This window comes from Cryobacterium sp. TmT2-59 (assembly GCF_004403545.1).
In the GTDB taxonomy this organism is placed as follows: domain Bacteria; phylum Actinomycetota; class Actinomycetes; order Actinomycetales; family Microbacteriaceae; genus Cryobacterium; species Cryobacterium shii.
This window is the reverse complement of sequence record NZ_SOGM01000073.1, coordinates 79416-92010: the sequence shown is the minus strand read 5'-3', so window position 1 is coordinate 92010 and position 12595 is coordinate 79416. Positions and strand designations below refer to the sequence as shown.

14 protein-coding genes and 2 pseudogenes are annotated in these 12595 nt (G+C 68.0%); 11 read left to right on the top strand and 5 right to left on the bottom strand.

The features are described 5' to 3' along the window. The first annotated feature begins 4 nt into the window (after positions 1-4). The 7 genes and pseudogenes from aroC (at position 5) to E3T24_RS11705 (ending at position 6951) form a co-directional block, all read left to right on the top strand. Positions 5-1213: a chorismate synthase gene (gene aroC / locus E3T24_RS11735; RefSeq protein ID WP_134366702.1), complete on the top strand. Its 1209-nt coding sequence runs from the start codon at positions 5-7 to the stop codon at positions 1211-1213. Between the two features lie 2 nt (positions 1214-1215). Then, positions 1216-1800, top strand: a complete 585-nt coding sequence (locus tag E3T24_RS11730; RefSeq protein ID WP_134434643.1) for a shikimate kinase — start codon at positions 1216-1218, stop codon at positions 1798-1800. A gap of 71 nt (positions 1801-1871) precedes the next feature. Then, entirely contained in the window at positions 1872-2933 is a 1062-nt protein-coding gene (aroB, locus tag E3T24_RS11725; protein ID WP_241976169.1) for a 3-dehydroquinate synthase, read from the top strand. 76 nt (positions 2934-3009) lie between these two features. Further along, the gene (locus E3T24_RS11720; protein WP_134403136.1) at positions 3010-4380 is read left to right on the top strand and encodes a transcriptional regulator; all 1371 of its coding nucleotides are present in this window, start codon (positions 3010-3012) and stop codon (positions 4378-4380) included. Positions 4381-4461: 81 nt separating this feature from the next. Next, positions 4462-5934, top strand: a pseudogene (locus tag E3T24_RS11715) (aldehyde dehydrogenase family protein); the annotation flags it as partial. 34 nt (positions 5935-5968) lie between these two features. After that, positions 5969-6378 (top strand): annotated as a pseudogene (locus tag E3T24_RS11710) (DUF779 domain-containing protein). Between the two features lie 105 nt (positions 6379-6483). Then, on the top strand, positions 6484-6951 hold the full coding sequence (locus E3T24_RS11705; protein WP_134366697.1) for a hypothetical protein: 468 nt from the start codon (positions 6484-6486) through the stop codon (positions 6949-6951). Here the strand turns inward: E3T24_RS11705 and E3T24_RS11700 are convergent. The 3 genes from E3T24_RS11700 to E3T24_RS11695 are packed head-to-tail and all read right to left on the bottom strand — an operon-like array spanning position 6929 to position 7942. Continuing rightward, the gene (locus E3T24_RS11700) at positions 6929-7378 is read right to left on the bottom strand and encodes a hypothetical protein (RefSeq protein ID WP_134366696.1); all 450 of its coding nucleotides are present in this window, start codon (positions 7376-7378) and stop codon (positions 6929-6931) included. The genes E3T24_RS11705 and E3T24_RS11700 overlap by 23 nt on opposite strands. A 55-nt stretch (positions 7379-7433) precedes the next feature. After that, positions 7434-7559: a hypothetical protein gene (locus tag E3T24_RS18190; RefSeq protein ID WP_255572812.1), complete on the bottom strand. Its 126-nt coding sequence runs from the start codon at positions 7557-7559 to the stop codon at positions 7434-7436. Then, a complete protein-coding gene (locus E3T24_RS11695) occupies positions 7556-7942 on the bottom strand; it encodes a hypothetical protein (RefSeq protein ID WP_134410230.1) in 387 nt (128 codons plus the stop codon). The genes E3T24_RS18190 and E3T24_RS11695 overlap by 4 nt, the downstream gene beginning before the upstream one ends. Before the next feature lie 421 nt (positions 7943-8363). Here E3T24_RS11695 and E3T24_RS11690 point away from each other — a divergent pair, with 421 nt between their 5' ends. From E3T24_RS11690 to E3T24_RS11680, 3 genes are all read left to right on the top strand, one after another. Continuing rightward, positions 8364-9050 (top strand): hypothetical protein, encoded by a 687-nt coding sequence (locus tag E3T24_RS11690; RefSeq protein ID WP_134366694.1) that lies wholly within the window; start codon positions 8364-8366, stop codon positions 9048-9050. Next, on the top strand, positions 9043-9540 hold the full coding sequence (locus E3T24_RS11685; protein WP_134366693.1) for a histidine phosphatase family protein: 498 nt from the start codon (positions 9043-9045) through the stop codon (positions 9538-9540). Before E3T24_RS11690 ends, E3T24_RS11685 begins: the two co-directional genes overlap by 8 nt. A 146-nt stretch (positions 9541-9686) precedes the next feature. Then, positions 9687-10181: a DUF6325 family protein gene (locus E3T24_RS11680; protein WP_134366692.1), complete on the top strand. Its 495-nt coding sequence runs from the start codon at positions 9687-9689 to the stop codon at positions 10179-10181. Positions 10182-10370: 189 nt separating this feature from the next. Here E3T24_RS11680 and E3T24_RS11675 read toward each other — a convergent pair whose 3' ends face one another. Further along, on the bottom strand, positions 10371-11054 hold the full coding sequence (locus E3T24_RS11675; protein ID WP_134404298.1) for a hypothetical protein: 684 nt from the start codon (positions 11052-11054) through the stop codon (positions 10371-10373). 208 nt (positions 11055-11262) lie between these two features. Between E3T24_RS11675 and E3T24_RS11670 the strand changes: the two genes are divergently transcribed. Then, positions 11263-11640: a hypothetical protein gene (locus E3T24_RS11670; protein ID WP_134434642.1), complete on the top strand. Its 378-nt coding sequence runs from the start codon at positions 11263-11265 to the stop codon at positions 11638-11640. 6 nt (positions 11641-11646) lie between these two features. Here the strand turns inward: E3T24_RS11670 and E3T24_RS11665 are convergent, their stop codons facing one another. Continuing rightward, a complete protein-coding gene (locus E3T24_RS11665; protein ID WP_134403130.1) occupies positions 11647-12492 on the bottom strand; it encodes an NAD-dependent epimerase/dehydratase family protein in 846 nt (281 codons plus the stop codon). Positions 12493-12595 lie beyond the last annotated feature (103 nt).

The following is a 12595-nucleotide window of genomic DNA, read 5'->3' as shown; positions in this document are numbered from 1 at the left end:
GGGCATGCTTCGTTGGCTCACTGCCGGAGAGTCCCACGGCCCCGAACTCATCGCCATTGTCGAGGGTTTGCCCGCTGGAATCCCGGTCACTCTTGATGCGATCCGCCTCGATCTCGCGCGCCGCAAACTCGGCTACGGCCGAGGCGCGCGGATGAAGTTCGAGCAGGACGAACTCAACATCTCCGGTGGTGTGCGCTACGGGCTCACCCTGGGCGGACCGGTCGCCCTGCGCATCGGCAACACCGAATGGCCCAAGTGGGTCGACGTGATGAGCCCCGACGTTCCGAAGGAGACGCCCAGCGGTCGAGGCCGCGGCGCGCCCCTGACCCGGCCCCGGCCCGGTCACGCCGACCTCGCCGGCATGCAGAAGTACGGTTTCGACGAGGCCCGCCCTGTGCTCGAGCGCGCCAGCGCCCGAGAGACCGCCGCCCGCGTCGCCCTCGGCGCGATCGCGCGTTCTTTCCTGTCGGAACTGGGCATCGGCCTGGTCAGTCACACGCTGTCCATCGGACCGGTGCGGGTGCCGGACGACGCCCCGCTCCCCGTTCCGGGAGACGTGGACGCCCTCGATGATGACCCGCTGCGCTGCTTCGACGAGGCCACCTCCGCCCGGATGGTGGCCGAAGTCGACCTGGCGCACAAGGAGGGCGACACCCTCGGCGGCGTCGTCGAGGTGCTCGCCTACAACCTTCCTCCCGGGCTCGGCTCCTTCGTGCACTGGGACCGCCGGCTCGACTCGCAACTGGCTGCCGCGCTGATGGGCATCCAGGCGATCAAGGGTGTCGAGGTCGGCGACGGCTTCCTCACCACGACCAGGCGCGGCTCGGACGCCCACGACGAGCTTGTCCAGTCCGACGGCCGCATCCAGCGGGTCAGCGACAAGGCCGGCGGCACCGAGGGCGGCATGAGCACCGGGACCGTGCTGCGCGTGCGGGCCGGCATGAAACCCATCGCGACCATCCCGCGGGCCCTCCGCACGGTGGATGTGACGACGAGTGAGGCGGCGCCCGCTCACCACCAGCGCTCCGACGTCTGTGCTGTCCCGGCGGCCGGCGTGGTGGCGGAGGCGATGGTGGCTCTCGTGCTCGCGAACTCGGTCCTGGAGAAATTCGGCGGGGACTCGATCGAGGAAACCCGTCGCAACCTGGAGTCGTACCTGGCCCACATCCCGGCGAACCTCAAGACGAGCGCGTCCAGCGACGCCTCCCTGTAGTAATGCGGGATGCAGCGAAGCCGACGCAGCAGCACCAGAAGCAGCAGCACCAGGAGCAGCAGCACCAGGAGCAGCAGCATCCAGCCAAACCGCTGTTCCCGCTCGTGTTCATCGGTCCGATGGCCGCCGGGAAGACCCGGATCGGCCGTCTCGTGGCCCGCACCCTCGACGTGCCGTTCGTCGACACCGACGCGCGTGTCGTCGCGGACCACGGTGCGATCAAGGAGATCTTCGAGCAGCACGGTGAGGAGCACTTTCGTGCCCTCGAACGCGAGGTGGTGGCGCAGGCGCTGACCGAGAAAGCCGTCGTGTCCCTCGGCGGGGGAGCCGTGCTCGACCCCGACACGCAGGCGGACCTGGCCCGCTGCAGCGTCGTCTACCTGAGCGTGTCGGCCCAGGCCGTGCGCAGACGGCTCGGCGGCGGCAAACGCCCCCTGCTGCGGGGCGGCATCGCCGATTGGAAACGCATCTACAACCAGCGGCGCCCCACCTACGAGGCGCTGGCCAGCATCCGCTTCGACACATCGCACCGTCCGTTGGACGCCATTGCCGATGCCGTCGTGACCTGGACCACAACGAGAACGTGACCGGAGCCATCGTGTCTGAAAATACAGAATCAAAAAACACCTCCCCTGAAAGCGTCGAGCCCGCCACCACTGTGATCACGGTGAACGGAGTCGACAGCTACCCCGTGTTCGTGGGCCGGAACCTCCTGGACGAGGTCGTGGAACAGCTCGGCCCGAAGGTGGCCAAGGTGCTGATCGTGCACACCTCCCACCTCGGTGCCCGCGCGGCCGCCCTGCGCGAGAGCCTGCTCGGCCGGTACGAGGTGCTGATCGCGGAGGTGCCCGACGCGGAGGGCGCCAAGCGGGTCGAGGTGGCGGCATTCTGCTGGCAGGTGATGGGCCAGGCCGACTTCAGCCGGACCGACGCCGTGATCGGCTTCGGCGGCGGCGCCGTCACCGACCTGGCCGGTTTCGTGGCCGCCACCTGGCTGCGCGGGGTTCGCCTGGTGCAGATCCCGACAAGCGTACTCGCCATGGTCGACGCGGCCGTCGGCGGCAAGAACGGCATCAACACCGCCGAGGGCAAGAACTTCGTCGGCACGTTCTACGCCCCGGCCGCCGTGATCTGCGACCTGGACACCCTGGCCGACCTCCCGCGCAACGAGATCCTGGCCGGCTTCGCCGAGATCGTGAAGGCCGGCTTCATCCAGCTGCCCGAGATCCTCGACATCGTCGAAGCGGATGTCGCGGCCGTCACCGACCCGGCCACGCCGCAGTTCCGGCGTGTGCTCGAGCTTGCGATCGGGATGAAGGCCGAGGTCGTCGGGCAGGACTTCAAGGAGTCCGGACTGCGGGAGATCCTGAACTACGGGCACACCCTCGGTCACGCGATCGAGCACGCGGAACGCTACGGATGGCGTCACGGTGCCGCCGTCGCGGTGGGCATGATGTTCGCCGCCGAGGTCGCCCGGCTGAGCGGGCGCCTGTCGGACGCGGCCGTGGACCGGCACCGCAGCATCCTGGAATCGCTCACCCTGCCGACCACCTACCCGGTCGGGCGGTGGAGCACCCTGCTCGCGACCATGCAGCGCGACAAGAAGACGCGCAGCGGCATGCTGCGTTTCATCGTCCTGGACGACATCGGCAAGCCCACCGTGCTCGAAGGCCCCGACGCCTCGCTGTTGTTCGCCGCCTACCAGGAGATCGGCTCCTGACCGGGTGCTGCGCCTATACTGACGTCTGATCCGGGTACATCCCGATCGCCCCTGACCACAGTTGTTCAAAGGTTGCATGACGAGTCCGTGGACCGTTGGTTCTGCGTCGGATCTGAGCGAGGGCAGCTTCGTCAAGCTGGCGCGGGCGCACGAGGCCGCGGTCCTGGACAAGGTGGCGCGGCCGGGTGTGCGCAAGCTGGTGCAGGAATCCTGGGACCGGTCCCTGTCACTGCGACTCGACCCGTCGAGGCTCGCCCCGGAGCGGGAGCTCACGTTCGACGAACTGCGGGACAAACGAGACCAGCACGCCCTGGCGTCCGTTCTGGCCGTGGTTCACAACCTGCTGATCCGTCACTCCTTCGATTCCGGGCTGATCGTGGCGATCGGGGACGAATTCGGCCGGCTGCTCTGGATCGACGGCGACCGGGAGGTGCGCCGGCGTGCCGAGGGGATGCTGTTCGTCGAGGGCTCCGACGGGTCGGAGCGACGGGTCGGCACGAGCGTTCCGGGAACGGCCCTGGCCCTCGACCACGGCATCCAGATCCAGCGCGCCGAGCACTTCAACCACCTCGCGCATCCGTGGAGCTGCACCGCCGTGCCCATCCACGACCCGGACTCCGGTGACATCCTCGGCGTCATCGACATCACCGGCGGAGCCGAGGCGGTGGCCCCCCAGACCCTCCCGCTGGTGGAGGCGGCCGTCGCCGCGATGGAGGCGGAACTGCGCATCCAGCGCCTGAGCGCCTCCGCGGCGGCGCCCACGGTGGCGCGGTTCTTCGGCCGGGCGCTGCCGGCACCCCCGGTGCGCACCTCTCCGGCCCGGTTGGAGGTGCTCGGCCGGGACCACGGTCAACTGGAGAACGACGGCGGCGCCGGGGAGGTCAGCCCGCGCCACGCCGAAATTCTGACCCTGCTGGCGTGGAACCGGGACGGGCTCTCGGCCGACCGGTTGTCGCTGCTGCTCACCGACCAGGCGAACGGGGTCGACAACCTCAGGGCCGAAATGGTGCGGCTGCGGAAGGTGCTGGAACAGACCAGCCCCCGGATCGGCATCGCCTCCCGCCCCTACCGCCTCGAGACCCCTCTCGAGCTCGACGCCCAGCGGGTGCTCGCCTTCCTCGAGCGGGGCGCGCACCGGGTCGCCCTGGGCGCCTACCGCGGACCGGTGCTGCCCGGTTCCAGCGCGCCCGGCATCATCGAGATCCGCACCGAGGTCTCGGCCAGACTGCGCGAAGCCATGCTCAGCGACGCCTCCGCCGAGTTGCTGCTCGAGTACGCGCGCACCGACGAGGCCACCTATGACAGCGAGGTCTGGCGGGCCTGCCTCGAACTGTTGCCGGCCCGGTCGCCGAAACGGGCATCCGTCGTGGCCCGGCTCAAGCGGATCGACGCCGAAATGCAGCAGAGGGGCACCGAGGCCGAGCCTCGCAAGATCCCGCAACGCTGAAGCAACGTTCTCCTTCCTAGGCTCAAGGCCAGGTCCGCAGCAGGCGGACCCCACCGACAACGTCGTCGACGAGGAGAGATCATGACCGTCTATTCCAACCACGGAACCCCGGGCGCCCTAGTCACCTTCAAACCCCGCTATGAGAACTGGATCGGCGGCGAGTGGGTGAAGCCCGTCCAGGGCCAGTACTTCGAGGACATCTCGCCCGTCAACGGAAAACCATTCGCCGAGGTCGCCCGCGGAACCGCCGAAGACATCGAGCTGGCACTGGATGCCGCCCACAGGGCCGCGCCGGCCTGGGGGAAAACCTCGTCGACCGAGCGCGCGGCCATCCTGAACAAGATCGCCGACATCATCGACGCCAACCTCGAACTGCTGTCCGTCGCCGAGACCTGGGAGAACGGGAAGCCGGTCCGGGAGACCTTGAACGCCGACCTCCCGCTCTCCTCGGACCACTTCCGGTACTTCGCCTCGGCGATCCGGGCCCAGGACGGCGAGCACGCTGAGCTGAACGGCGACATGGTCTCGTACCAGTTCCACGAGCCGCTCGGCGTCGTCGGGCAGATCATCCCGTGGAACTTCCCGCTCCTGATGGCCGTCTGGAAGCTGGCCCCGGCCCTGGCAGCCGGCAACGCGATCGTGCTCAAGCCGGCCGAGCAGACCCCGGTGTCGATCCTGGTGCTGATCGAACTGGACGGCGACATCCTGCCTCCGGGAGTGCTCGACGTCGTCAACGGGTTCGGCATCGAGGCCGGCAAACCGCTCGCCTCGTCGTCGCGGATCCGGAAGATCGCGTTCACGGGGGAGACCTCGACCGGGCGCCTGATCATGCAGTACGCGAGCGCCAACATCATCCCGTCGACCATGGAACTCGGCGGAAAGAACCCCAACATCTTCTTCAGCGACGTCGCCCAGGAAAAGGACGCCTTCTACGACAAGGCCCAGGAAGGCTTCGTGCTGTTCGCGTTCAACCAGGGCGAGGTCTGCACGGCCCCCAGCCGGGCGCTGCTGCAGAAGCCGATCTACGACGACTTCCTCGGCGACGCCGTCGAACGCACCCGCAAGGCGATCCAGGGCAACCCGCTCGACACGAACACGCAGGTCGGCGCGCAGTCCAGCAACGACCAGCTCGAGAAAATCCTGTCCTACATCGACATCGGCAAGAAGGAGGGCGCGAAGCTGGCCCTCGGCGGCGAACGGGTCGACCTCGGCGGCGAGATCAGCGGAGGCTACTACGTGGAACCGACCATCTTCGAGGGACACAACAAGATGCGCCTCTTCCAGGAGGAGATCTTCGGCCCGGTGCTCGCAGTGACGAGCTTCACCGACTACGACGGCGCCATCTCGATCGCCAACGACACCCTCTACGGGCTCGGCGCCGGTGTCTGGTCCCGCAACGGCAACATCGCCTACAAGGCCGGCCGGGACATCCAGGCCGGCCGGGTCTGGGTGAACAACTATCACGCCTACCCCGCCGGAGCGTCATTCGGCGGTTACAAGAGCTCGGGGATCGGCCGGGAGAACAACAAGCTCGCGCTCGGCGCGTACCAGCAGGCCCCAGGACTCGACCGATCAGAAGGGAACGGCCATGCCGCAGGAAAGCGTCATCGCATCGATCACCATCCCGGGGGAAACCAGTGCTCGGGTGGAGTTGACCCCGGTCGCGGTCGAACTAGTGCGGAGCCTCTGGGACGAACACGGGCCGCTCATGTTCCACCAGTCGGGGGGCTGCTGCGACGGTTCCTCGCCCTGAGCTACCCGGCGGGGGAGTTCATCACCTCCGACCGGGATGTGCTCCTCGGCCGGCTGGACATCGCGCCGTCCGCAACGGAACCACGCGTGATCGATTTCTGGATGTCTGCCGAGCAGTTCGAGTACTGGAGCCACACCTTCCTCAGCGTCGACGTGGTGCCCGGCCGTGGCGGCGGCTTCTCCGTCGAGGCCCCGCGGGGCGTGAGGTTTCTGCTGCGATCCCGGCTGATGGAGTCGTTCGGGTAACCGGTTGCCCGGCGGCCCTGGCGGGGATTCCTCCCCAGGCCCGACGGCCGACCTGAGCCTGTGCAGACCCGCCCCAGGCCTCCACGCTCGGGCACTCTGGTGCACATGACCAGCCCACTCCGAATCGAAGACGCCGCTCCCGTGACCACGATGACCGAGGCCAGGGAGCGAGTCGCCGACTTGATCGGCCACGCCATCCGCCGGCAGCTCTGGTTCATGATGCTCGATGCCCAGGGATGGCAGATCCCCCTCCTGATCCCCGTGGACGGGATCCCCCTCCGGCCGGATCCGGGTAGCGTCACCGGGATGGCTGCGGCGATCACCGAGGTACTGCGCTGCCACGGGCCCGGAGGCAGCGTCATCCTGACCCTGGAGCGTCCCGGCGCGGCCGCCCTCACCGCCCCCGACCAGGCCTGGGCACGAGAGCTCAGCGTTTCGTTCGGCAAGGTGGTCCGAATCACGGGCATGTTCGTCGCCCACGACGAGGGGGTCTGCGAACTCGTCACCGGCCCTTCGGCTGGAGCGGCAGCCCCGCCAGGTGAGCCCTCGGTCAGGGCGCGAAACCGGGTGTGAAGATGCTGCGGATCAGCAGCACGAGCTGAACGATCAGGCCGATTCCGGTGCCGACCATGGCCGCGATCAGGACCGCCCGGATGAGCACGGTCCAGTCGAAGGAATAGTCCTGGAAGTCGAACGGGAAGACCTCCCACAGGCCGACCAGCACGGCGAGACCGATTCCCAGGGTGATCAGATCGCCCAACGCCCTGATCGGGGGGAGGTCGAGCACCAGATACACGGCGTTCACGATGATGCCGACGATCAGGGAAAGATTGAAGATGCCCAGCACCTGGCTGGTTTCCGGGGTGAGGAAAGGGACGGACTGCCACCCCGGCCAGGCGTTGACCAGATACAGAATCACGGCGTTGACCGCGATCGCAATTGCGAACCCCGCTTTGCGCGCGACGGGACTCGTCGTGCGTCGTGGAACGGTATCGGTCACGGTGTCTCCATCCCGGGTCTCCCACGTCCGCCTCAGCGTCGCCGGCCCGGCAACCTCAGTGCGTGTCCATCTCCGTGGCCGCCTGGGCCAGTTGGGTCTGGAGTTCTTCGGCATCAACGTCGAGTTGCTTCTCGGTTCGCTTGTCGGCACGGATTCCGGCCTTCTGGAGTTCCGCGGTCACCTCCTCCTTGCCGATGATGATGAGCGCCGCCTGACCGGAATCGAGGGCTTCCCCGAGTTCCTTGACGTCGTTGCGGGACAGCGCGCGAGTGAACCGATCAGGCCGCCGGCCGCACCGCCGGCCGCCGTCATCCCGATGATCGAGGGCGGAAACAGCAGGCCGACCACGGCCCCCGCGGCGACTCCCGTCCAGCCCGCGTGCCTCGTCTCCGACCTCTTGATCGTCACGCTGCCTTCAGCCTCCTTGGTGGCGATTGCGGCGTCGTAGGTGCCGATGACCTTGGCATCGTGCATGTCACGCACGACCTCAAGGTCGTCCTTGGCGATCTCCGGATCGTCACATACGCCGAGGAAGAGGAATACCGGCTCTTTTTCTTTAGACATTTTCGGGTACCTCCGTGGTTGAGTGTTTTGGGTGAGTGCTGGACGCCCTCGGTGAGTCCGAGGTCATCGCCCCGCAAAACCCGTTGGTGACGGTACCGACGCGGTCATGGCCTGTCAACCATCAGATGTCGCCGCTGTGAGCGTTCAGGGCGTCGGTCTCAGGCGCCCTTCTCGCCCGGGTGGAGCATGACGCGGCAGTCGATGCACCACCACGCGCCGAGGATGGCTTCCGTCGGCCCCAGACAATCGGGACAGTAGGGGGCGCTCAGATAATCGGGGGAGGAATCCATACCCTGAGTGTGCCGCCGACTCCCGGAACGGGCCAAGAGGATTGCGCGCGGGTGACGGTCTAGCTGGGTCCGGCGGCCGTCCTCGCAGACCTCAGTGTCCTCGCAGACCTCAGTGTTCTAATATCGACCGTATGGCACTCCTGTATCAGGCCGAGTTGAGGCCGTCCAAGATCGAACTCATCGAGGCGTGGGCTCCCACCCAGCCGTGGTTTGCGGGGAGCGCCGGTGCGACCTTCTCGAACGTCGGGTCATTCCGCTTCGACGATCCCGCCGGCGAGGTGGGAATCGAGACAATACTTGTCCGCGCAGGGGACGGCCCACTGCTACAGGTTCCCCTGACCTACCGCGGGGCGGAGCTCGAGGGCGCAGACGAGTGGCTCATCGGCACCATGGCTCACTCGGTGCTCGGCCGGCGGTGGGTGTACGACGGGGCCGGCGACCCGGCCTACCTGACCGCGGTGGCGACGGCGGCGCTCACGAGCGGCGGCCAGGCCCAGCTTCACATCGACATCGACGGCGAGCGGGTCGTGCGGGAGCCGACGGCGTTTGTCGTCGGAAGCGGGACGCCGGCCGCATCCGTGCCCGTGGTGCCCGCGGGCACACGGGTGTCCACCCGGTCTGAGCAGGGAAGGACCGTGGTGGAAGCGAGTGATCTTCGCCTCGTCGTCCTCCGCGTGCTCGGCGCCCCGGGAGCAACGATGCGCGCATTCAGCTCACAGGAGGTGCTCAGCGGCACCTGGTCGGGCCAGGCCGAGCCCCGAGCGCTCGTGCTGGTTCAGGCGGCCCCGGTGGAGACATCCGTGCCCGCGGATGACTGAACGCACCCTGATCCTGCTGCGACACGCCAAGTCGGACTGGTCCGGCCCCGGATCTGACGTCGACCGGCCGCTGGCCGGTCGCGGGCTGCATCAGGCGCCTTCAGCTGGGCGCTGGCTGGCCGATAACGTGGGCGACCTCGATCTCGCCGTCGTGTCACCGGCGACCCGGGCTCGCAGCACGTGGGAGCTGGCCTCGGCTGAGTTGGACACCACGCCGGAGACGCGGATCGACGATCGGGTGTACGCCGCTTCCGCGGGTGAGCTCCTCGCCGTCGTTCGAGACCTGCCCGACGACGTCGAAAGCGTCGTTCTGGTCGGGCACAACCCCGGCTTCGAGGGCCTCGTGTCACTTCTCACCGGAGAGTTCGTCCCGATGAAGACGTCAGCCCTCGCGGTGATCGGCTGGATGGGCCCCTGGTCGGCCGCCGGGAGCGTCTCCGCGAGCCTGCGCGCATTGGGACGGCCGCCTCGGGGCCTGTCCGGTCGCTGATGGCCCGCTCAACCCCGCGGTTCAGCTGAGATCCGCGAGGAAGTGTACTGTCGTCGGCGTACATGCCACTACGACGAAAAGGGCGGACAACGGGATGTGAACGGGTTGTGACCGCCGCCTTCGCCCTCGATGCGAAAGGAATGCCCATGACCGAAATCGTCGATATTGAAGCGGCCGGAGCGGAGCCGGAGGACACCCTCGGCCCGGTCGACTGGATCGTCGTGGAGTTCCCGGGCAGCCGGTTCAACGGCTCCATCGGACCCGAAATCGCGTCGTTGGTCGAACAGGGCGTGGTGCGGGTGCTCGACCTGTTGATCATCAGAAAAGATGCCGATGGCGCCCTCGAAGTGTTTGAAATCGAGGACCTCGAGGAGGCGGAGTTGGGCGAATTGCGTTCCTTTGAGACCGCTCTCGCGACGCTCCTCAGCGAAGACGATGTGACGGCCGTCGCCGAAGCCGTCGAACCGGGCAGCAGCGCTGCCCTCCTGGTCTGGGAGAACCTCTGGGCTGCTCCGTTCGGTTCCGCGGTCCGGCGGGCCGGCGGCCAGCTCATCGCGAGCGGGCGCATCCCGACCCAGACGCTCCTGGCGGCGCTTGAGGCAGACCGGGCAGATGAAACAGACGACCTGGAAGGGATCTGACATGCCCATTGCACGCAGAAGAGTCGGCCGTCCGGGAGTGGTCGGTCACGCACCGATCGCACGAACCGCGGCCGTTGTCGGTACCGCTGCTGTGGTCGCCCACGGTGTCGCCCACGGTGTCGACCGCCGCAGCGACCGTCGTGACGACAGGCGCGATCGGCGCTGATCCGAAGCCTGCTGATCCGGGGTTCAGTTGCTCGGAGCCGTGCCGACGACGTAGGCCTTGACGACGTCACGAGTGTGCAGCGGCCCGGTGCCGGAGAGGGGGGCCACCTGGACGGACCAGCGTGGCGAGGACCGGTCAATGCCGTCTGCGCTGCCGGCCCAGACGGCATCTCCACCCGTGCACGAGTAGGTCCCGTACCAGCCGGGGTACTGGGCCAGGTTGTTCCAGACGCCGCCGCTGCGCATCAGACACCGTTCACCGTCGGCGAGCAGCAGGCCGAGGGGTTGCGCGGCCGGTGGTGCGGGGACCGTGGGGAGATCGCCCTTGCTCGTCATCCTGGCCAGGTCGACCTTCCACGGGTCCCGGAAGCAGAGCACGGAGCCGGGGGAGGCGTCCTTCCAGCAGGCGACGGCGTAGACGCTGGAGGGGGAGCAGCTGAGGATGTTGTCGTCGACGGCGACCAGGGAGGGCCGCGCATTCGTCGGGGTGGTTCCGCAATCGACCGTGACAGCGGAGTCGTCCGTGACGGTGAACCCGGCCGCGGGCAGACCGGCCTGGGAGACGGGGCGAACCACGACCTGGTCGGTGGGGGCGGACCCGCTGCCAGTGGTCGACGGTGCGGACGACTGCGCGGTGCAGCCGGTGACGAGCACGAGTGCGCTGCCCAGCACGATCAGGGGCAGTGAGATCAGGCGAAGTGAGCGCATTTCGGCCCTCCTGTTCCGCACGGCCAGGTCTTTCTGGTCGTTGCCGCCGACCAGTCGTCGACCAGTTGTCCCGGCCTTTCGAAGGCAGACGGTACCCGCGGCGAAATCTGGCGTCAAGTCCTCAGGGCCGCACACCGAAGCGGCGGCCCTCGGCCGGGTCTAGATTGAACGACGACACCCCAGGCTCGTTCGCATCGAGGAGGATTTCATGGCCGCACGTGTGCTCTGGTCGCGCATTCTCGTCGCCCTCGGCGGGATCGGGATGGCGCTGGGAGCCGTCGATCCGGTGGAAGGTTCCCTGCTCATCCTTCTCGGCAGTGCCCTGGTCGCGTTCGGCCTGTTTCTCGGCAAGCGAGAGCGACCCGTGCTGCTCTATTCTCTGTGGGCCCTGGTCCTGATCGCGTTCGGCGTCGGGGCGTTGTTCGCACTGAGCGCGGTCGGCGGCATCGGCGGCGGGAGCGGGCGTTCGATGTGGTGGGGAGTGCTGATCCTGCCGTATCCGATCGGCTGGCTGATGGCGCTTGTCGGTGCGATGTACCTGTTGGTCCGATATCTGAGGGACCGCAGGCGCGCGCCTCACCCGTAGCGGCGCTCAGGGGTGGCGCGTCCCCCGGCCGTCGAGGACGGCCCGGTAGCCTTGCTGATAGGTCGGGTAGGTGAAGACGAAACCCGACTCGAGCAGGAGCCGGTTGCGGAGGCGCTTGTCACCGCCGCGGTGGCTCTCGGTCGCGACGGTTTCCGGCAGCGGCAGGCCGAGCTCGGTGGCGAGGAAGTTCAGCACCTCCCGGCTTACCACCGGGGCGTTGTCCACACCGAGGTAGAGGGGTTCGGGCGACTGGTTGCGACTCATCAGGTGCACGATCGCGGCCGCTGCGTCGTCTCGGTGAATGCGGTTCGTGTGCCGCGACTTTGCGGACACGGTGGCGCCGCCTTCCCTGACCTGGGTGATGAGACGCTCCCGGCCGGGGCCGTAGACGCCGGCCAGCCGGAACACGACCGCCGAGGGAATGCGCGAGTGCAGCAAGTGTTCGGCTTCGAGCAGGATGGCGGCGGTTCCGGGCCGGGGGTTCGCCGGCGTCTGCTCGTCGACCCAGCTGCCATCGGACACGTCGTAGACGGCAGTGGAGGAAACCAGCAGGAACCGGTGCGGCGTGACCCGCGCGTCGTCCAGGCCGTCGAGGAGGTTGCGGAGGCCGTCGACGTAGGCCGCGCGGTAGGCCTCCGGGGTGGGGCTGCCCGGGGTGAGGGCGACGATGACGATCTCGGTGTCGGGCGGCACGACCGGCTTCTCCCTGCTGAGGTCGACCGACTGGCCTGAGATGGCCGCGGGGAGCAGCTCTGTTCGACGGCGCAGTCCCACGACGTGGTGGCCGAGCTCCGCGAAACGCAGGCCGACCTCCGTGCCGAGGTCGCCGCATCCTGCGATGAGTACCGTCATCGATCTCCAATGTTCCGTCTAACGGTAGCTTCTCCAGGACTGAAGGGACGGCGGATGCCATGATCGAAGCGGGGGTTGCCCCCAGGCTGCCGCATTCGCCCGG

What these genes read in the sequence shown, in the direction of transcription:
- E3T24_RS11695 (WP_134410230.1), bottom strand. Translation starts at nt 7,942, where the DNA reads ATGTCTAAAGAAAAAGAGCCGGTATTCCTCTTCCTCGGCGTATGTGAC.
- E3T24_RS11690 (WP_134366694.1), top strand. Translation starts at nt 8,364, where the DNA reads ATGGCACTCCTGTATCAGGCCGAGTTGAGGCCGTCCAAGATCGAACTC.
- E3T24_RS11730 (WP_134434643.1), top strand. Translation starts at nt 1,216, where the DNA reads ATGCGGGATGCAGCGAAGCCGACGCAGCAGCACCAGAAGCAGCAGCAC.
- E3T24_RS11680 (WP_134366692.1), top strand. Translation starts at nt 9,687, where the DNA reads ATGACCGAAATCGTCGATATTGAAGCGGCCGGAGCGGAGCCGGAGGAC.
- E3T24_RS11665 (WP_134403130.1), bottom strand. Translation starts at nt 12,492, where the DNA reads ATGACGGTACTCATCGCAGGATGCGGCGACCTCGGCACGGAGGTCGGC.
- E3T24_RS11685 (WP_134366693.1), top strand. Translation starts at nt 9,043, where the DNA reads ATGACTGAACGCACCCTGATCCTGCTGCGACACGCCAAGTCGGACTGG.
- E3T24_RS11670 (WP_134434642.1), top strand. Translation starts at nt 11,263, where the DNA reads ATGGCCGCACGTGTGCTCTGGTCGCGCATTCTCGTCGCCCTCGGCGGG.
- E3T24_RS11705 (WP_134366697.1), top strand. Translation starts at nt 6,484, where the DNA reads ATGACCAGCCCACTCCGAATCGAAGACGCCGCTCCCGTGACCACGATG.
- E3T24_RS11675 (WP_134404298.1), bottom strand. Translation starts at nt 11,054, where the DNA reads ATGCGCTCACTTCGCCTGATCTCACTGCCCCTGATCGTGCTGGGCAGC.
- aroC (WP_134366702.1), top strand. Translation starts at nt 5, where the DNA reads ATGCTTCGTTGGCTCACTGCCGGAGAGTCCCACGGCCCCGAACTCATC.
- E3T24_RS11720 (WP_134403136.1), top strand. Translation starts at nt 3,010, where the DNA reads ATGACGAGTCCGTGGACCGTTGGTTCTGCGTCGGATCTGAGCGAGGGC.